Source organism: Planotetraspora thailandica (assembly GCF_016863335.1).
Lineage (GTDB): Bacteria > Actinomycetota > Actinomycetes > Streptosporangiales > Streptosporangiaceae > Planotetraspora > Planotetraspora thailandica.
The window spans coordinates 1-18679 of record NZ_BOOR01000024.1 but is presented as its reverse complement, the minus strand read 5'-3'; the positions used below and the strand labels follow the sequence as shown (position 1 = coordinate 18679).

Annotated in this window: 17 protein-coding genes and 2 pseudogenes; 11 read left to right on the top strand and 8 right to left on the bottom strand. The window is 69.2% G+C overall.

Annotated elements, in window-relative coordinates:
- Positions 1–122 precede the first annotated feature (122 nt).
- The 3 genes from recA to rny all read left to right on the top strand — a co-directional run bounded on the left by recA (position 123) and on the right by rny (position 4149).
- The gene (recA, locus tag Pth03_RS17145) at positions 123–1217 is read left to right on the top strand and encodes a recombinase RecA (RefSeq protein WP_203945288.1); all 1095 of its coding nucleotides are present in this window, start codon (positions 123–125) and stop codon (positions 1215–1217) included.
- 443 nt (positions 1218–1660) lie between these two features.
- The gene (gene recX, locus Pth03_RS17140; RefSeq protein WP_239119121.1) at positions 1661–2233 is read left to right on the top strand and encodes a recombination regulator RecX; all 573 of its coding nucleotides are present in this window, start codon (positions 1661–1663) and stop codon (positions 2231–2233) included.
- A 287-nt stretch (positions 2234–2520) separates the two neighbouring features.
- On the top strand, positions 2521–4149 hold the full coding sequence (rny, locus tag Pth03_RS17135; RefSeq protein WP_203945287.1) for a ribonuclease Y: 1629 nt from the start codon (positions 2521–2523) through the stop codon (positions 4147–4149).
- 1 nt (position 4150) lies between these two features.
- On the opposite strand, the gene Pth03_RS17130 is transcribed toward rny, so the two are convergent.
- The 6 genes from Pth03_RS17130 to Pth03_RS17105 all read right to left on the bottom strand — a co-directional run bounded on the left by Pth03_RS17130 (position 4151) and on the right by Pth03_RS17105 (position 10284).
- A complete protein-coding gene (locus Pth03_RS17130; protein WP_203945286.1) occupies positions 4151–6076 on the bottom strand; it encodes a S9 family peptidase in 1926 nt (641 codons plus the stop codon).
- A 40-nt stretch (positions 6077–6116) separates the two neighbouring features.
- Positions 6117–6956 (bottom strand): transporter substrate-binding domain-containing protein, encoded by an 840-nt coding sequence (locus Pth03_RS17125; protein ID WP_203945285.1) that lies wholly within the window; start codon positions 6954–6956, stop codon positions 6117–6119.
- 51 nt (positions 6957–7007) lie between these two features.
- A complete protein-coding gene (locus Pth03_RS17120; RefSeq protein WP_203945284.1) occupies positions 7008–7880 on the bottom strand; it encodes an amino acid ABC transporter permease in 873 nt (290 codons plus the stop codon).
- Entirely contained in the window at positions 7877–8545 is a 669-nt protein-coding gene (locus Pth03_RS17115) for an amino acid ABC transporter permease (RefSeq protein ID WP_203945283.1), read from the bottom strand. The genes Pth03_RS17120 and Pth03_RS17115 overlap by 4 nt, the downstream gene beginning before the upstream one ends.
- A gap of 73 nt (positions 8546–8618) precedes the next feature.
- Positions 8619–9476 carry a glutamate ABC transporter substrate-binding protein gene (locus Pth03_RS17110; RefSeq protein WP_203945282.1) on the bottom strand — a complete coding sequence of 286 codons (858 nt, stop codon included), beginning with the start codon at positions 9474–9476 and terminating at the stop codon, positions 8619–8621.
- Between the two features lie 52 nt (positions 9477–9528).
- The gene (locus tag Pth03_RS17105) at positions 9529–10284 is read right to left on the bottom strand and encodes an amino acid ABC transporter ATP-binding protein (protein WP_203945281.1); all 756 of its coding nucleotides are present in this window, start codon (positions 10282–10284) and stop codon (positions 9529–9531) included.
- A 170-nt stretch (positions 10285–10454) separates the two neighbouring features.
- On the opposite strand from Pth03_RS17105, the gene miaB reads away from it, so the two are divergent.
- Positions 10455–11957 carry a tRNA (N6-isopentenyl adenosine(37)-C2)-methylthiotransferase MiaB gene (gene miaB / locus Pth03_RS17100; RefSeq protein WP_203945280.1) on the top strand — a complete coding sequence of 501 codons (1503 nt, stop codon included), beginning with the start codon at positions 10455–10457 and terminating at the stop codon, positions 11955–11957.
- Here the strand turns inward: miaB and Pth03_RS17095 are convergent.
- Complete coding sequence (locus Pth03_RS17095) at positions 11954–12610, bottom strand: hypothetical protein (protein WP_203945279.1); 657 nt, start codon at positions 12608–12610, stop codon at positions 11954–11956. The genes miaB and Pth03_RS17095 overlap by 4 nt on opposite strands.
- Before the next feature lie 552 nt (positions 12611–13162).
- Between Pth03_RS17095 and Pth03_RS17090 the strand changes: the two genes are divergently transcribed.
- The 3 genes from Pth03_RS17090 to Pth03_RS17080 are packed head-to-tail and all read left to right on the top strand — an operon-like array spanning position 13163 to position 15234.
- A complete protein-coding gene (locus Pth03_RS17090) occupies positions 13163–13885 on the top strand; it encodes a class III extradiol ring-cleavage dioxygenase family protein (protein WP_203945278.1) in 723 nt (240 codons plus the stop codon).
- Entirely contained in the window at positions 13869–14198 is a 330-nt protein-coding gene (locus tag Pth03_RS17085) for a hypothetical protein (RefSeq protein WP_203945277.1), read from the top strand. The genes Pth03_RS17090 and Pth03_RS17085 overlap by 17 nt, the downstream gene beginning before the upstream one ends.
- 55 nt (positions 14199–14253) lie before the next feature.
- Positions 14254–15234, top strand: coding sequence for a phosphotransferase (locus Pth03_RS17080; RefSeq protein ID WP_239119109.1), 981 nt, complete (start codon positions 14254–14256; stop codon positions 15232–15234).
- Positions 15235–15293: 59 nt separating this feature from the next.
- Here Pth03_RS17080 and Pth03_RS17075 read toward each other — a convergent pair whose 3' ends face one another.
- The gene (locus tag Pth03_RS17075) at positions 15294–15785 is read right to left on the bottom strand and encodes a carboxymuconolactone decarboxylase family protein (RefSeq protein ID WP_203945276.1); all 492 of its coding nucleotides are present in this window, start codon (positions 15783–15785) and stop codon (positions 15294–15296) included.
- Between the two features lie 124 nt (positions 15786–15909).
- Between Pth03_RS17075 and Pth03_RS17070 the strand changes: the two genes are divergently transcribed.
- The 4 genes and pseudogenes from Pth03_RS17070 to Pth03_RS41525 all read left to right on the top strand — a co-directional run.
- The gene (locus tag Pth03_RS17070; RefSeq protein WP_203945275.1) at positions 15910–17229 is read left to right on the top strand and encodes a Rieske 2Fe-2S domain-containing protein; all 1320 of its coding nucleotides are present in this window, start codon (positions 15910–15912) and stop codon (positions 17227–17229) included.
- A gap of 44 nt (positions 17230–17273) precedes the next feature.
- On the top strand, positions 17274–17507 hold the full coding sequence (locus Pth03_RS17065) for a type II toxin-antitoxin system HicB family antitoxin (RefSeq protein ID WP_203945274.1): 234 nt from the start codon (positions 17274–17276) through the stop codon (positions 17505–17507).
- Between the two features lie 108 nt (positions 17508–17615).
- Positions 17616–17795 (top strand): annotated as a pseudogene (locus tag Pth03_RS42365) (4Fe-4S dicluster domain-containing protein); the annotation flags it as partial.
- Between the two features lie 488 nt (positions 17796–18283).
- A pseudogene (locus Pth03_RS41525) lies at positions 18284–18679 on the top strand (hypothetical protein); the annotation flags it as partial.

Sequence of the window (18679 nt, the reverse complement as noted above, 5' to 3'; positions counted from 1 at the left end):
CCCGGGGCGTGGCAGCCGGAGAGGTCTTTCTGAGACGTGACACGAAAGCCTCGAAAAATGTCGGTGGCACCCCGTAGCTTTCCGGTGACCGAGCAGACGACGACCCTCCCAGGGGGCACCCAATGGCAATCAACGACCGCGAGAAGGCCCTTGAGACCGCCCTCGCACAGATCGAGCGGCAGTTCGGCAAGGGCTCCGTCATGCGCCTCGGGGACGACGCGCGTGCCCCGGTCGAGGTGATCCCGACCGGAGCGATCGCCCTTGACGTCGCCCTCGGCATCGGCGGCTACCCCCGCGGCCGGATCGTGGAGGTCTACGGCCCTGAGAGCAGCGGTAAGACCACGGTCTCGCTGCACGCGGTGGCCAACGCCCAGCGAAGCGGCGGGATCGCGGCCTTCATCGACGCCGAGCACGCCCTCGACCCCGAGTATGCGAAGAAGCTCGGCGTCGACGTGGACGCGCTGCTCGTCTCGCAGCCCGACACCGGTGAGCAGGCCCTCGAGATCGCCGACATGCTGATCCGCTCGGGCGCGGTCGACATCATCGTCATCGACTCAGTGGCGGCCCTGGTGCCCAAGGCCGAGATCGAGGGCGAGATGGGCGACAGCCACGTCGGTCTCCAGGCCCGCCTGATGTCGCAGGCCCTCCGCAAGGTCGCGGGCGCGCTCAACCAGACCAGGACCACCGCGATCTTCATCAACCAGCTTCGCGAGAAGATCGGCGTCATGTTCGGCTCGCCCGAGACCACCACGGGTGGCAAGGCGCTGAAGTTCTACGCGTCGGTCCGCCTCGACGTGCGGCGCATCGAGACCCTCAAGGACGGCACCGAGCCCGTCGGAAACCGCACCCGGGTGAAGGTCGTCAAGAACAAGATGGCCCCGCCCTTCCGCCAGGCCGACTTCGACATCCTGTACGGCATCGGCATCTCCCGCGAGGGCGGCCTCATCGACATGGGCGTCGAGCACGGGTTCGTCCGCAAGGCGGGCGCCTGGTACACCTACGAGGGCGACCAACTGGGCCAGGGCAAGGAGAACGCCCGCAACTTCCTGAAGAACAACCCCGACATCGCCAACGAGATCGAGAAGAAGATCAAGGAGAAGCTCGGGGTCGGCCCGCGCCTGGACACCCCCAGCGAGCCGGTAGCGGCGGTTCCCGCGGCGGCTCCGGCGTCGGGCAAGGGCGCCAAGTCCACCGCCCCCAAGCCTGGTGACGTCTGATCCCCGCTGTGAACCATGACGGGGACCCCGGTCCCGAAGAGCGGACCGGGGGGCACGCGCTCGGGCCGGGGGACTGGAACTCCGGCCCGTGGGACGACGAGCGCCCTCACATGTCCGGAAAGGCCTCTCGTGAGGCCGCTGAGACGCTTGAGGGCCTCCGGGAGCGCATTCGACTCCAGGAGGCCGGGGCCGCCGGTGGCGTGGCCGACAGCGCCGCTCACGGGGCGCGCAGCGGCACGCGGCGTGGAGAGCGTCGGCGCCGCGGCGGACGCCGTGACGCGGACGGGCGCCTCGACAGCAGCAGCCACGATGACGATTACGGGCGTCTGGACGGCGGCGAACTCCAGGAGGGTTACGGGCCCCTCGACGGAGACGGACGGCGGGACGGAGAGGGCCGGCCGGCCAGGGACGGGCGGCGGGGCAGGCGCCGGAGGCAGGGCTGGCTGCCCGACGGACCTCAGGAGGATGCGCCGGCGAGCCAGGGGCCCGACGCCGATCCGGAGGCAGTGGCCAGGGCGATCTGCCTGCGCCTGCTGACCATGGCCCCGAAGACCCGGGCCCAGCTCGCCGAGGCTTTGCGCAAGCGGGAGGTGCCCGAGGAGGCGGCTCAAGCCGTGCTCGAGCGTTTCTCCGAGGTGGGGCTCATCGACGACGAGGCGTTCGCCGCCGCCTGGGTCAGCTCCCGGCACGCGGGGCGGGGGCTGGCGCGGCGGGCGCTCGCCCAGGAGTTGCGACATCGAGGTGTCGACGAGGAGACCGTCAAGGACGCAGTCAACGGCCTCGACCCGGAGCAGGAGATCGAGACGGCGCGTGCTCTCGTGGCGAGGAAGCTGGCCTCGACCCGCGGTGCGGACCCCAAGGCGCGCACACGCAGGCTGGTCGGCATGCTCGCGCGCAAGGGCTATGGGCCTGGCCTGGCATTCCGCGTGGTTCGCGAGGCTCTCGAGTCCGAAGGCATGGACGAGAGCATGGGCGAGAGCATCGACACGGACGACCTTCCCGGGGAATTCGGATGACCAAGAACTCCGGATCAAAGTGACTTGACAGACCGCCTTTGCTTGCCCGTTACCTCTCTGACGCTTAATCTCGACCGCAGTGAGGAGTTACTCCGCACAGCGCGGATTTGCCATAACGGTGAACGACGGACAAGAGAGTTAGACGAGCCCTCGGGCCACATCGGGCACCCTGCCGGGCGCCCGGGTATCGCGACCATATTTGTCCTGGTGGCGCCACCGGGTGGTGCTGTGCTGCGCGTGTAACCCCTCGCTAGCCGAGAAGGCCGAGGCGAGAGAGGTGGGCGAGCATGAATACGATCGTGATCGTTCTGGCGGTTGCGGTGGTGTTGCTGGCTCTCGTGGCGATCGCCGCGCTCCTCGTAGCGGTCCGCCGGACGAACGGCGCTGTCAAGGCGTCGTCAGGACCGTCGCCCGAAGAGCAGGCCGAGATCAAGGCCGAAATCGGTGACGAGCTGGCGCGGGCGCGGCAGGAGGCCGAGGAGATCCGCATCAAGGCCGAGCACGACGCCCAGGAGATCCTGAAGAGATCGGAATCGGTCGCCGAGGGCGCCGCGGTGACACGCAAGGAGGTCGAGGAGGAGTCCCGCATCCTCAAGTCGGAGCTCAAGGAGTTGCGCTCCGACCTCGAACGGCGGGAGAACCGGCTCGGCGAGCGCGAGCAGAGGCTGGACGAGGAGGCGCGGCGGCAGGCCGAGCGGGCGCGCAAGCTGGCCGAGACCGAGACCGAGCTGGCCGACCGCAGGGAGGAGCTCGACCGGGTCGCCGACAAGCGCCGGCAGGTCCTGGAGCGGGTCGCCGGGCTCACCGCCGATCAGGCCAAGGCCGAGCTGGTCAAGGAGATCGAGAACCAGGCCAAGCGGGAGGCCGCGCTCATCGTCAGGGAGATCGAGGGCGAGGCCCGCAAGGAAGGCGAGAAGCGCGCCTCCAAGATCGTGACGCTGGCCGTCCAGCGGGTCGCGACCGAGCAGACGGCCGAGTCGGTCGTGAGCGTCCTGCACCTCCCCGGCGACGAGATGAAGGGCCGCATCATCGGCCGTGAGGGCCGCAACATCCGCGCGTTCGAGTCGACGACCGGCGTCAACCTCATCATCGACGACACCCCTGAGGCCGTGCTGCTGTCCTGCTTCGACCCCGTGCGGCGGGAGACGGCGCGGCTCACTCTGGAGCGGCTCGTGCTCGACGGCCGCATCCATCCCCAGCGCATCGAGGAGGCCTACGAGCGAAGCAAGGCCGAGGTCAGGGAGCTGTGTGTCCGGGCCGGTGAGGACGCCCTGGTCGAGATCGGCATCACCGAGATGCACCCCGAGCTGATCACTCTGCTGGGGCAGCTTCGCTACCGCACCTCCTACGGGCAGAACGTGCTCAAGCACCTGATCGAGTCGGCGCACCTTGCCGGCATCATGGCCTCCGAGCTCAGGGTCGACCGCGACGTGGTCAAGCGCGGTGCCCTCCTCCACGACATCGGCAAGGCGCTCACCCACGAGGTCGAGGGCAGCCACGCCATCATCGGCGCGGAGATCGCCCGGCGGTACGGCGAGCACGAAGACGTCGTCCACGCCATCGAGGCGCACCACAACGAGGTGGAGGTCCGCACGGTCGAGGCGGTGCTCACCCAGGCCGCCGACGCGATCAGCGGAAGCCGCCCCGGCGCCCGGCGCGAGTCGCTGGAGGCCTACGTGAAGAGGCTGGAGCGGCTTGAGGAGATCGCCCAGTCCTACGAGGGGGTCGACAAGGTCTTCGCCATGCAGGCCGGCCGCGAGATCAGGGTGATGGTCCGTCCCGACTCCGTGGACGACATCCAGGCCCAGGTGATCGCGCGCGACGTCGCCAAGCAGGTCGAGGAGGAGCTGACCTACCCCGGCCAGATCCGGATCACCGTGGTCCGCGAGTCGCGCGCCACCGAGTTCGCCCGGTAGGTCACCCGCCCGGCCGGAAGATCTGCAGGTAGAACGCCAGCTCGGCGGCGAGGGCGGCGGTCCTGGTCTCCAGGCGCCGGAATCCGTGGGCCTCGCCCTCGAACGTGAGGTAGGTGCACGGCACGTCACGGGCCGTCAGCCGGTCGGCGAACGCTCGCGACTGGGCCGGCGGCACCACGGGGTCGGCGAGCCCCTGCATGAGCAACATCGGGCAGTCGACCTCGTCGGCGCGTGACAGCGGTTCGCGGGAGCCGTACAGGGGCTCGGGGCCGACCAGCCACTCCACATAGCGCGACTCGAAGTCGTGGGTGGCCGCCACGAGCGGCCCGAGCGCGCTGACGCCTGCGACCGCGACGCCGCCGGCGAACACGTCGGAGGCGCAGCAGGATGCCATGACCGTCCACCCGCCCGCGCTCTCTCCGCGTACGGCGATGCGCGCCGGGTCGGCGAGCCCTTCGGCGGCGAGCCACCGGGCCGCCGCGACGGTGTCCTCGACGTCGGCGACGCCCCACTGGCCGCGCAGCCGATCCCGGTAGGCGCGGCCGTACCCGGTGGAGCCGCCGTAGTTGACGTCGAGCACGCCGATGCCGCGGCTGGTGAAGAACGCCTTGTCCAGGCTGAGCGCGGTCGTCGCGTGCGAGGTCGGGCCACCGTGCACGAAGATCACGTACGGCGACGGCCCGTCGGCCGTGTGCTCGGGATTGGTCGGCGGATAGAGGTAGGCGTGCACCCGGCGACCCAGGCCGCCCTCGATCTCGACGGGCTTTGGGGTGGGCAGATAGGCGATGTCGGGCAACTCCGGCACGTCCCGGCGCAGCCCCTCGACCCTGCCGGTCACCAGGTCGACCCGTACGACCGAGCGCGGGGTGCGGGAGCCGTACGCGATGCCGGCCAGCACGTTTCCGTCGGTGCTGAGCGCGGGCAGCCACCCCTCGTAGGGGACGTCCACGTCGGTCAGCGAGCCCGTGTCCGGGTCGAGGATGCCGAGCCGCGTGTCGCCCTGCCCGTGCACGACCGCGAGTCGCCCGTCGCCGAGCACGGTGTACGGCAGGCCGCCGAGCTGCCACAGCGGCCCGGCGAACTCCTCCTCGGCAGGGAAGAGAGCCTGCGACGAGGTGCCGAACAGGCCGATCTGGTAGATGTTCCACCAGCCCGACCAGTCCGAGACGAGGTAGAGGTTGCGGTCGTCCCGCCATTGCGGTGCGAGCACCGCCTCGGAGACGCCGCCCTTGACCGTCCACGATGTGCCGTCGGCGATGCCGGCGATCCGCAGCTCTGTGCCGGTCCACGGCATGCGTGGATGGTTCCAGCAGATGTAGGCGAGATGCTCGCCGTCGGGAGAGAGCGCCGGCGAGGCGTAGAAGTCGGCCCCGCTCACCCGCTCGATCACCTCGGGCTCGTGTGTTCGCGAACCGGCGGGTGGCAGCGCGATGGACACGATCGAGCGGCTGACCTTGCCGTCGCGGTGGTGGCGCTCCTGTACGCACCAGACCTCGGTCCCGGCGGGGCCGTCGTGGATGAGCAGGTCGGCGTACCGAAGCCCGGACGGCTGGTCGGGCTCGGGACTGATCGGCCGGGGCTCCAGGTCGCCCTCGGCGAGGTGGAGCCGCTGGTCGGCGAAGTTCGCGAAGACGACGCCGCGGCCGGGGACGACGGCGTAGGCACGCCCGCCGTACTCGTGCACGCGGGTGCGCGCGTCCCACGGCGGGGGCAGAAGGTCGCGGCGGGCCCCGTCGGCCGCTCGGTGCACGACCGTCCGGCGCCCGCCCTCGGCGGGCCTGCTCTCCTCCCACCAGACCTCTTCGCCCTGGACCGTCGGGAAGCCGAGAGCCAGGCCGGATCGGGCGACGTCGGTGGTGGAGATCGGGGAGGGCCAGGGACTGTAGGGCGCCCTGACCCCGGGGCCTTCGGGCGTCACGGGGGGCATGACCGCATCCTGCCGGATCGCGGGTGCGTACGGCGTGCGGTTAGCCCTTTTCGCGTGCCGGAGGAGACCCGAGCGCCGGGGGAGAGGTGTAGCGGGTGGCGAGCACGCCGAGGTAGTCGATCAGTGCCTTCCTCCAGGTGCCGTCGTCGAACATATGCCGCAGCGCGTCGTTGACCCGGTCGCGCATGCCGTCCGAGCTGGTGGCTATGCCGTACTTCCGGGCGACCAGGGGTTTGCCGCTGAACCGGAACCGGCCGGGATACTGCGCCTCCAGGCCGGCCAGGACGGGCGCGTCGGCCACGAGCGCGTCGGTCCTGCCGTCGGCCAGCAGGGGCGCGCAGGCGGCCGGCACGTTGGCCCGGGCGAGGAACACGTCGCGCCACTTCTTCCCGAAGCGGTCGACGAGCGGCTTGGACGACTCGCCCGTGGCGCAGACGCGCTTTTGCACGAGGTCGCGGGCACCGCTGATCGACAGGTCCTGCGCCCGTACGAGGATGTCGGTGGTCGTCACGAGATAGGGGCCCGCGACGTGGGCGGCGGGGCGGGCGGCGGGGTGCCCGCCGGTGCCGGGGGAGTCGTATGCGCCGATGACGATGTCGGCCTGGGCCGGGTCGCCGGTGTAGCTGATCTGGTCGTCGCGGTAGCCGAGTTCACGGGCGACGTAGGTGGCGACCGCGATGTCGAAGCCGGACAGGCGGCCGTCGGGGAGGCGGGTCACCAGCCCCGGCTCGCCTGTGCGCACGCCGATGACCAGGGTCCCGCCGTCCATGCCGCATCCCGCGAGCAACGGGGCCACCAGGCTCGCCACGAGGGCAACACCACGCCACACCCGCTCAATATCGAGGTGCCGTACGGCGGGCGTCGAGGAGCGAAACGGCAAGGTCCGTCAATGAAATGCCCTCGGCCGGGTGGCCCCGGGCCGAAGGTGATGTCACACTCCGCCCACGCTGGACTCGATGCTCCCCAGGGGGATGACCGGCTGCGCGGAGGTTTTGCGGCTTCGCCTGCTGCGCCTCTCCAGCCACGTCGCCACGGCGCTGAGCGCCATGTTGAGGCCGATGTAGATGACGCCGATGACGATCGCCGCGGGCACGAGAGAGCCGAAGAAGACCGCTGGGATGATCTTGAAGCCGTAGTTCAGCAGGTCCTCGTAGGCGATGATGTAGCCCAGCGCGGTGTCCTTCAGCAGCACGACGAGCTGGCTCACGATGGCCGGCATCATCGCGGTGACGGCCTGGGGCAGCAGGACCAGCCGCATCACGCCGCCCTTGCGCAGGCCGATCGCGTAGGCGGCCTCCGACTGCCCCTTGGGGACCGACAGCACGCCGGCCTTGACCACCTCGGCGAGCACCGACCCGTTGTAGAGGGTCAGGCCCGCGACCAGTGCGGGCAGGGTGTAGTCGCCGCTGCCGAAGGCGCTGGGCGCGAGATAGAAGAGGAAGAAGATCAGCAGAAGGAGCGGGATCGCGCGGAAGGTCTCCACGACGGCGCCCGCCGGAATCCTGATCCAGCGATGGTCGGAGAGCCGCGCCAGGCCGAAGACCGCGCCGAAGACCAGTGCGCACACCGCGCCGAGACCGGCCGCCTTCAGCGTGCCGAGCAGGCCGGGGATGATGTAGTCGGTCCAGGTGCTCGCCTGGGTGAACGGTTCCCAGATCTTGCCGTCCCACTGCCCCTTCTCGTCGAAGCCGGTGTAGACGTAGTAGACCACCGCGGCGACGCCGAGCACGCCGACGACGGTCAGCGCGTGGTTGCGCAGCCGGGCGCGCGGGCCGGGGACGTCGAACAGGACGGAGGAAGTCATCGGACCACCGCCAGGCGGCGCGAGAGCCAGCCGGTGAAGAACCCGACCGGAAGGGTGATCGCCATGAAGGCGAGGGCCAGCCCGATGAAGATGGGGATCGACACACCGGTGTCGTCGAAGGTGTCCTTCATTACGAACGCCGACTCCGCCAGGTAACCGGCGGCGACCGCCACCGTGGTGTTCTTTATCATCGCGATGATCACGCTGCCGAGCGGGCCGACGACGGCGCGGAACGCCTGGGGCAGGATGATCATCCGGAGGGACTGGAGGAAGGTGAGCCCGATGGCCCGGGCCGCCTCCGCCTGCCCTAGGGGCACCGTGTTGATGCCCGCGCGCAGCGCCTCCGCGACGAAGGTCGCGGTGTAGGCGGACAGGCCGAGCACCACGAGCCAGAAACCGTTGGTCGACGGCTCCTCGGAGAAGGTGAGGCCGAGGGTGTCGCTCAGGCCCAGGGCGCTGAAGGCAAGGACCAGCGTGAGCGGCGTGTTCCGCACGACGTTCACGTAGACGGTGCCCGCGGCCCGCAGGACCGGCGTCGGCGAGACGCGCATCGACACCAGGACCGTGCCGAGGATCAGCGCCAACACGCTGCTCACCAGCGACAGCTTCACATTCACCAGGAAACCCGCCGCCAGGTCCGGCGCGTACTTGATCAGATCATCCATCGTGCTCCACCACGGGGCGGCGGCGGCCGGCGAAAAGTCACCGGCCGCCGTCGGGTGTCGGCCTCAGAAGGGGTCAGGCGCAGGGCTCGAACGCGGGGGCGGCAGTCGGGGCCTTGAGGCCCTGGGCCTTGCCGAACCACTTGGCGAACAGCTGCTGCGCGGTGCCGTCCTGGTACATCTTGGTGATCGCCGCGTTCACGGCCTCACAGGTCTTCGTGTCGCCCTTCTTCAGGCCCACGCCGTACTTCTCGTCGGTGAACGGCTGGCCGAGGATCTTGAAGTTGCCTCCCGTCTGGGAGGCGAACCCGGCGAGGATGAGGTCGTCGGTCGTGACCGCGTCGAGGTTGTTGCCGCCGAGCTTGGCCACGCACTCCGAGTAGTTGGCGGCGCCGACCAGCTCGGCGTCGAGGTCGAGCTCGCCGTCCGGCGGCGGGTCGGTGATCCGCTTGTAGGAGTTGGATCCCGCGGCCTGGCAGATCCGCTTGCCCGCCAGATCGGTCGGCTTGGTGATCGCCGCGTCGTCGCCGCGCACCATCACGTCCTGGTGGGCCACGACGTACGGCCCGCCGAAGGTGACCTTCTGCTTGCGGCTGTCGGTGATCGAGTAGGACGCGAAGATGATGTCGACGGTGCCGTTGGCCAGGAACGCCTCCCGGTTGGAGGAGGCCGACTCCTTCCACGTGATGTCGACGTCGGCGCCTCCGGCGAGCTCCTTGACGACGTACTTCGCCACGTCGACGTCGAAGCCCTCCGGCTCGGCGCCCTTCTTCAGGCCGAGCGCCGGCTGGTCCCACTTGGTGCCGATGACGACCTGCTTGCCTTCCTTGATCTTGTCGGCGACGGTGGCGTAGGTCGTGTCGCCTCCACACGCCGCAAGGCCCGCGGACATTCCCGCGACCGCGAAAACTGCCCCGATTCTGCGTAGTCGCATGCTGCCCTTCTCTCCCCTTCGCCGGGCCGGGTCAGGACCGGCACATATGTGATCAGTGCGTGAGAATCTTGGACAGGAAATCCCGTGCTCGATCGGTTCTGGGTGTGGTGAAGAACTCGTCGGGGTCGCCCTGCTCGACGATCTGGCCGTCGGCCATGAAGACGACCCGGTTGGCCGCCCGCCGGGCGAAGCCCATCTCGTGGGTGACGACCAGCATCGTCATGCCGTCGCGGGCGAGGCCGATCATGACGTCCAGCACCTCCTGGACCATCTCCGGGTCCAGCGCCGAGGTCGGCTCGTCGAAAAGAATCATCTTGGGGTCCATGGCGAGCGCTCTGGCGATCGCGACCCGCTGCTGCTGGCCTCCGGACAACTGCGCCGGATATTTGGCCGCCTGAGAGGCGATGCCGACCCGTTCGAGCAGTTCCAGGCCGCGCTGCTCGGCCTGCTGCCGGGACACCCCCCGCACCTTGATCGGGCCGAGAGTGACGTTCTCCATGATCGTTTTATGGGAGAACAGGTTGAACGACTGGAACACCATGCCGACCTCGGACCTCAGCTTCGCGAGGGCCTTGCCCTCTTCCGGAAGCCTCTGGTCGTCGAAGGTGATGCTGCCGGTGTCGATGGTCTCCAGGCGGTTGATCGTGCGGCATAACGTCGACTTGCCACCGCCGGACGGTCCGATCACGACGACCACTTCGCCGCGCGCCACGCTCAGGTCGATGTCCTTCAGCACATGGAGGGCGCCGAAGTGCTTGTTCACTGCCTCCAGCTTGACTAGTGGGGAGGAGCCACCCGCCTCGGTCATGGTCAACAACGTAGGGGTGTCAATCTCGTCAAGTCACTAATCCGCCGGTACCGATCCGATCACAGCCCGCGCACTTTCGCGCACAGCGAAGGTTGCAGCCGGAATGTGGGGATTCATAGATCTGCCCGCCGTACGGGGAGGGGCGGCCGAGAGCCTAACCTTGTAATGCGATGACTGTTACCACTCAGGACACCGAGGTCGCGACCCGGACGTACGAGGTGCGGACCTACGGCTGCCAGATGAACGTGCACGACTCCGAGCGGCTGTCCGGGCTGCTGGAGGAGGCCGGATATATCCGTGCCCCCGAGGGGGAGACGGCGGATGTGGTCGTGTTCAACACATGCGCCGTGCGCGAGAACGCCGACAACCGGCTGTACGGCAACCTCGGCCACCTGAGGCCGATCAAGATGGCCCGCGAGGGCATGCAGATCGCGGTCGGAGGATGCCTCGCGCAGAAGGACCAGGGGGAGATCGTCCGCAGGGCGCCCTGGGTGGACGTCGTGTTCGGCACGCACAACATCGGCTCGCTGCCGGTGCTGCTCGAGCGGGCGCGCATCGCCGAAGAGGCCCAGGTCGAGATCAAGGAATCCCTGGAGACGTTCCCGTCCACGCTTCCGACCAAGCGGGAGTCGGCCTACGCGGCCTGGGTGGCCATCTCGGTCGGCTGCAACAACACGTGCACGTTCTGCATCGTGCCGTCGCTGCGCGGCAAGGAGAAGGACCGCCGCCCCGGCGACGTGCTCAACGAGATCCGCACGCTCGTCGACCAGGGTGTCCTGGAGGTCACCCTCCTCGGGCAGAACGTCAACACCTATGGCGTCGAATTCGGCGACCGGCTGGCCTTCGGCAAGCTGCTGCGGGCCTGCGGCGGCATCGACGGGCTGGAGCGGGTCCGCTTCACCTCCCCGCACCCGGCGGCCTTCTCCGACGACGTGATCGCCGCCATGGCCGAGACGCCCAACGTCATGCACCAGCTGCACATGCCGCTCCAGTCGGGCTCCGACCGGGTGCTGAAGGCCATGCGCCGGTCGTACCGATCCGACCGCTACCTCGGCATCATCGAGCGGGTACGCGCCGCGATGCCCGACGCCGCGATCTCCACCGACATCATCGTCGGCTTCCCCGGCGAGACCGAGGAGGACTTCCAGCAGACGCTCGACGTCGTACGGCAGGCCCGCTTCGCCAACGCCTTCACCTTCCAGTACTCGATCCGCCCGGGCACCCCGGCGGCGACCATGGACGGCCAGGTGCCGAAGGCCGTCGTGCAGGAGCGGTACGAGCGGCTGATCGCCCTCCAGGAGGAGATCGCCTGGGAGGAGAACAAGCGGCAGGTCGGCCGGACGCTCGAAGTGCTGATCGCCGAAGGCGAGGGGCGCAAGGACGACGCGACGCACCGGCTGTCCGGCCGCGCGCCCGACAGCCGCCTGGTGCACCTGGCCGCCGTCGACGCACGCCCTGGAGACATGGTCACCGCGGAGGTCACCTACGCCGCTCCCCACCACCTGGTCGCCGACAAGGTGATGGGCGTCCGCCGTACGCGTGCGGGCGACGCATGGGAAGCGCGGCAGGGCCGTCCCTCCACCGGCAACGCCGTCAGCCTGGGGATGCCCACCATCGGGCGTCCTCCCGCGCAGGAGCCCGTGCAGGACGGTTGCGCGGTGCCGGCGCACTAGTTGCCGCGGGTCAGGCTGTCGACGACCTGGTAGCAGTAGTCGCGCTTGAAACCGTCCCAGGTGGCGCACGGGTCGGGCACACGCTCCGGGCCTGGTGCACGCCTGCCGTCCTGTGCTCGAGGTGCCTGGGCGGTCGCGGCTTTGGGCGCATCGACCGGCTCGGCCTGCCGGGGAGGCCGCGGCGTCTCGGGTCGCGGGGTCGTGGCGGCAGCACGCGGAGTCGTGGCGGGCGCGCGCGGGGGAAGGGCGGGGATCGGCAGGATCGGCCGCCTGCGCTCCTGGCCCGGATGGCCGCCGTTCCGATGTGGCGTGCCGGTCCGTGAGCCCGGAGCCAGCCCCGCCAGGAGGCCGGGTTCCCAGGTGGCGGAAGGGCTCGCCGACGGGCTCGGCGTGGGCGTGGGCGGAGGAGCCGGGCTCGTCACGCTCGGAAGGCTCGTGGGGAGAGCCGGGCGGTAGTGGGCGGCGGGCGGGATCGCCAGGCTTTTCGACGGACTGGGTCTGCCCAGAACGATGCCGGCGTCGTCAGGATGCGCCGAGGCCATGCCGATGCCCAGCCCGGCGAGGGCGACGATGCCCATGACGGCGATCAGGGCCAGGCCGGTGCGGCGGCGTTGCCCATGGTCGGGCCGGGGAGAGCTGGAAAAGTCCGACAATGTCGTAATTCTTCCGTGATTATTGCGCGACCGTTTTGTTATCGCTCCCAGTCTGCTCGGTCACCCACGCCCCGTGCCCGCGATTCCCGAATTCCCGCACCCCCGATACCCCCATGTCGCGATCACCCCCTCTGCGCGTGATCATGCAGAAGTTCGGCGACATGCCCGCCGACCGGGCCAGACCCACGCCGTGATCATGCAGAACTTCGTGTTCATCGCCTCTGGCCTGCGGGTTCGCTTTTCGTGATCATGCAGAAGTTCGGACCACCGGCTCGCGAGCTGGGCAGACGATATTCGTGATCATGCAATCTGTGCCGACTTGCGTGATCACGGACGGCAAAACGCCAGGTCGGCGCATGGGTCGGCGAAATTCTGCATGATCACGAAGTGGGTATTGCCAGGTGGAACGAGGTGATCCCGAACTTCTGCATGATCACGGCCAGGGTTTAGGGCTGGTCGGTGTGCGTGTCGGCGAACTTCTGCATGATCACGACTAGGGGTTTGGGCCGGCGGTGCGCGTGTCGCTGAACTTGGCACATATAGGGTGGGCGGGTGCTGGTCGCTGCTGCCGTCTGCCCGCATCCTCCGCTGATCGTGCCGGAGCTCGCCGGAGCGGCCGCCCCCGAGCTCGATGCCCTCCGCTCGGCATGCACTGTGGCCATCCGCTCCCTTCTCGCGAGCAAACCCCGCCTTCTCGTCGTTGTGGGGACGGCCGAGCACTCCGCCACGTATCCCGGCAATGCGGCCGGGACCATGAGCCCATGGGGTGTCGACGTACGTGTGGGTGAGGGGACTCCCGTGCTGCCGCTGTCGTTGACCGTCGCCAGATGGCTGCTCGAAACGGCCTTCCCCGCAGAAGACCTGCCTCCTTTGAGGTTCGAGGCCGTCGCCGCGGACGCCTCCCCGGACGACTGTGCGGCGCTCGGCCGGGAGGTCGCCGCGGCCGCTGACGATGTCGCCGTCCTCGCCATGGGGGACGGCTCAGCGAAGCTGACCGAGAAGTCGCCGGGTTACCTGCATCCGCTGGCCGTGCCGTACGACGCCTCGCTCGGACGGGCCCTGGCGGACGCCGACGGCGGATTCCTGGCGCAGTTGGATCCCTCGGAGGCCGAGGAGCTCTGGGTCGGCGGAAGGGCCGCCTTCCAGGTGCTGGCGGGAGCGGCTGCGGCAGCCGATTTCGTCGGTGAGCCGCTCTACGATGACGCCCCGTACGGCGTCGGCTATTTCGTCGCCCGATGGTCCCGTGAGGAGGCCCATGGTGAGCGGCTCGCCTGAGGAGCGGTTCGAGGCGGTCGTCGACGAGCTCGTGGAACGCCCCGGCGTCACCCCGCCGACTCCCGGCACCGGCTTCGGCTCGAACGGGCTCAAGGTCGACGACAAGATCTTCGCCATGCTCGTGCGAGGTCGCCTGGTCGTGAAGCTGCCTCGTCAGAGGGTGGACGCGCTCGCCGACGGCGGAGAGGGGGAGCGCTTCGACCCGGGGAGCGGGCGTCTCATGAAGGAGTGGCTGATCCTCGCCCCCGACTCCGAGCAGAACTGGCTCGATCTCGCCCTGGAAGCCCTGCAGTACGTGGGCTCGACGCGCTGACCCCCGCACGATTATGTGGTGCACGGCCCGAAGGTGATCGGTTAGCGTCGCCGGTGTGCAGGACCAACCAGCGGACATCGGGGCATCGGCGCTGCAGCGGGTTTTGGCGAAGTGGGGCATCGACGTCGTCTCACTGACGTACGCCCCGGTCGGCTTCGGCGACCATCATTGGACGGCGGCCGACGCCGGGAGCCGGCGATGGTTTGTCACCGTCGCCGATCTGCCGTCCAAAGCCCCCTACGGCCGAGACGGGGAAGCGGCCCGCCGAGCCCTTCGCGGCGCCATGGACACCGCCGTTTCGCTGCGGGGCGACAGCGGGCTGGACTTCGTCGTCGCGCCTGTGCGGGCCGCCGGCGGCGACACCGTGGTCCCCCTCGGTGATCGGTATGCCGTCAGCGTCTTCCCCTTCGTGGACGGCACGTCCGGAGAATTCGGCCAGGAGCTTGCCGGGCGGGAGCGCGATTCCATCCTGGAGGTGCTCGCCGAGCTGCACCGGGCAGCGCCTCCGGCCTCGGCCCGCATCGTCGCGCCTGACCTGTCGGCCCGGGGCCCCCTGGAGGAGACTCTCCGGCGGCTCGGCGACGTCTGGCAGGGCGGTCCCTACGCCGAGCCCGCCAGAGCCCTCATGCGTGACGGCCTCCGCGCCTTCCGGCGGCGGCTGGAGGAATTCGACCGGCGGGCGGGGGAACTGGCCGGCCTTGAGCTCGTCGTCACCCACGGGGAGCCGCATCCCGGCAACGTGGTGCGGCTGGACGGCCGTCCGCTGCTGGTCGACTGGGACACCGTGGGCCTGGCGCCCCCAGAGCGTGATCTGTGGCTGGTGGCGGCGGAGCCCGACGATCTGGCGTGGTACGCGGAGGTCTCGGGCCGGTCGCCGGATCCCTCCGCCCTCGCCTTCTACCGCCTCCGGTGGGCTCTTGAGGATCTGGCCGACTTCGTCGAGTGGTTCCGATCCCCCCACGGCAGTACGCCCGACGCCGAGCAGGCGTGGAAGGGGCTGTCCGGAACCATGGAATGGCTGACGGGCGGCGCCTAGCGCGCACACCGCGGCGCTCCTGACGGCCCAGGTCCTCCGCCGGGGGACCGGCACCCGGGCTACGTCGGCTGGTACTCGCCCGGCGTCATTCGGGTGGCGATCGCAATCCGGTTCCAGCCGTTGATCGTGATCACGGCGCCGATGACGGCGGCGAGCTGCTCCTCCTTCAGAACGTTCGCTGCCGCGTTCCACACCTCATCGGGCACCTGATCGATGGAGACCAGCGTCAGGGCCTCGGTGAGACTCAGCGCCGCCCGTTCGACGTCGGTGTAGTGCGGTGCCTCACGCCAGGCGCTCAACAGGTAGAGCCGGTCCTCCCGCTCACCGGCGTGCCGGGCGTCCTTCGAGTGCATGTCCAGGCAGAAGGCGCAGCCGTTGATCTGGGAGGCCCGCAGCTGCACGAGGTCGAACAGCCCCTCGGGGAGTCCGCTGGCCTTGAAGGCGTCCCCGGCCGCCTGTCCGAGTCGCAGCTGAGCGCGATAGATGGCGGGCTGTGCCGCTTCGAAGTCGAGGCGAGGCGCGGCCGGTGCCGCGAGAGATGAATCAGCCATGCCCGGAGGTTAGGAGCGAGCCGGCGGCCACTCCTGGATTCTTCCGTTCATCGGAAGAATCCCTGTCGTTGCGGAAAACCCGCCGCAAAATCCTGAGCACCTCTTGGAAAGGAGTCGGTTCGACATGCTCACGACAGAAGACAACCAACTGCTCACCCGGGTGGGACCGGGTACCCCGATGGGCGAGCTGATGCGCCAGTACTGGGTGCCGGCGCTGTTGTCCAGCGAGCTCCCGGACAGCGACTCCGACCCCGTCCGGCTCATGCTCCTCGGCGAGAAGCTCGTCGCGTTCCGGGACACCAGCGGGCGGGTGGGTCTGCTTCGCCATCTCTGCCCGCACCGCGGTGCGCCGCTGTTCCTCGGACGGAACGAGGAGAACGGTTTGCGTTGCGTCTACCACGGGTGGAAGTTCGACGTGACCGGCAAGTGCGTCGACATGCCCAATGAGCCGCCGGAAAGCGACTTCAAGAAGAAGATCAAACCGGCGGGATATCCCTGCGTGGAGAAGGGCGGCGTGGTCTGGGCCTACTTGGGCCCGCGCGCGGAGCCGCCGCCGCTGCCGGCTCTGGAGGCGCTGGACACGCCGGAGGAGGAGCGCCTGATCCTGCCACTCATGGTGAACTGCAACTGGCTACAGATCGTCGAGGGCGGACTGGACACCGTGCACGTGAGCTTCCTCCACGCCGGCCACATCCGGCCGGAGGACGCTCCGCCCGGCAGCTTCCTCGAGCACATCACCAGGGACCGGACGCTGCGCTACAAAGTGTGCGACACCGACTACGGCTACATCTGCGGCGCCTACCGGCCCGTGGGCGACGATCACTACTACTGGCGGATCGCCCAGTTCCTGTTCCCGTTCTACGCGATGGTCCCGACCGGCGTTCTGGGCGCCAAGGTCGAGACGCTGATGACCGTGCCACTCGACGACCACCACACCATGCAGTACGCGGTCCTGAAGAAAGGCACCGGCACCTACATCGCGCCGGGTCAGACCGTGGGCCTGCTCCTCGACCAGACCCCGCTCCTGCCGAACTCCACCGACTGGCTCGGCCGGTTCCGGTCGACCAAGAACGCCGGCAACGACTACCTGATCGACCGGGAAGCGCAGCGGCGCGGAGACTCCTTCACCGGCATCACCGGCTTCGTCCACGAGGACCTCGCGATGACCGAGCAGATGGATCCGATCCTCGATCGCTCCATCGAGCACCTGGGCACGACGGACATGGCGGTCATCCGTCTGCGACGCCGGCTGATCGCCGCCACGAAGGCGCTCGCCGAGAACGGCACCACACCGCCGGGCGTCGACGACCCCAGCGTCTACCAGCAGCGGGCAGGAGGAGTCGTCCTGCCCAAGGACGCCGACTGGATGGAAGCGACCGAAGAGCTCCGTCGGGCCGAGGTAAGCCACCCGGAGCTCGATCTCACGATCTCCGGCGGGGCCTGAGCCGAGGAGAAGCAGTCAGGCCGACAAGGAGGAATGAACCCCAGATGGAACTGGCCCATTACCTGGCGATTCCGTACGTCATCGACGTGACCGCCACCCAGGACCCGGATGGAGCGTGGGTCTGCACGCTCGACTACGAGGAACTCCCCGGATGCACGGCATCGGCCCGGTCCCCGCTGGACGCCCTGGACGCACTCGATCAGCGGCGGATCGCCTGGATCACCCGGCGTTTCGAGAACGGCGAGCCCATCCCGGTCCCGCGCCGCCCGCTCACCTGAAAGCCGCATGACCTGGTGCGGGCGGGCCACCGTGCCATCGCCCGCGCCGGGCCGCGTCCCACCGACCGGGCCTGCCCGCCCGACCGGGTCACGAACAAGGAGTACCAAATGCCGTATGTGATCACGGGAGGCTGCTGCGCCGACGCCTCGTGTATCGACGTCTGCCCGGTCGACTGCATCCACCCGACTCCGTCCGAGCGCGGCTTCCTCGACGCGGACATGTTGTTCATCGACCCGGACAGCTGCATCGAGTGCGGTGCCTGCCGGCCGGCGTGTCCGGTCGATGCCATTCGCCCGGACCACGAGCTCAGCCCCGGACTCCTGCCGTACATCAGCCTCGCGCGGGCACACTTCAGCGGCGACCGGACGGCCGACGCCGGGGTCGGACCTGTCGCGGCAGATCTCCCGTCGACGGTCAAGCCCGGGCTTCGGGTCGCCGTTGTGGGCGCCGGAGCCGCCGGCGGATACGCGGCACGGGAGCTGCTCAAGATTCCCGGTGTCCAGATCGATGTCTACGAGCGTAACCTGACGCCGTACGGCCTGGTCCGCTTCGGGATCGCGCCCGACCATCCGCAGACGAAGCTGGTCGAGGCCGTCTTCCCGTTCACCACCGGCAATCCGAATCTGCGCCTGCACCTCGGTGTGGAGGTCGGGAGACACATCACCCATGCGGAACTGGTGAGCTTCCACCACGCGGTCGTTACGCGGCCGGCGCCAACGGAGAGAACCGGCTGCAGATCCCGGGCGGGGACCTCGCCGAGTGCGCAGGCGAGTTCGTGGCCTGGTACAACGGTGATCCGCGCGTCGCCGATCGCTCGTTCGAGCTCACCCACGAGCGGGTCGTCGTCATCGGCAACGGCAACGTGGCACTGGACGTGGCCCGGATCCTCACCGGCGATGTCGACCGGCTCGCCAGGACCGACATCGCCGATCAAGCCTTGGCGGCGCTGAGGTCGAGCAACGTGCGCGAGGTCGTCGTGGTCGGTCGCCGGGGCGTCGCCGATGCCGCATACAGCTACTCGGAGATGCTCGCACTTCAGGATCGCGACGACATCGAGGTCGTCTTCGACGCGTCGGACTTGGCGCGCGACGACGAGCAGCACCCGGCGATCGATGCTCCAGCCGCCCCGCTGCTGAAGGAGAAGGTCGCCCTGACCCGCCGAGTGGCGGGG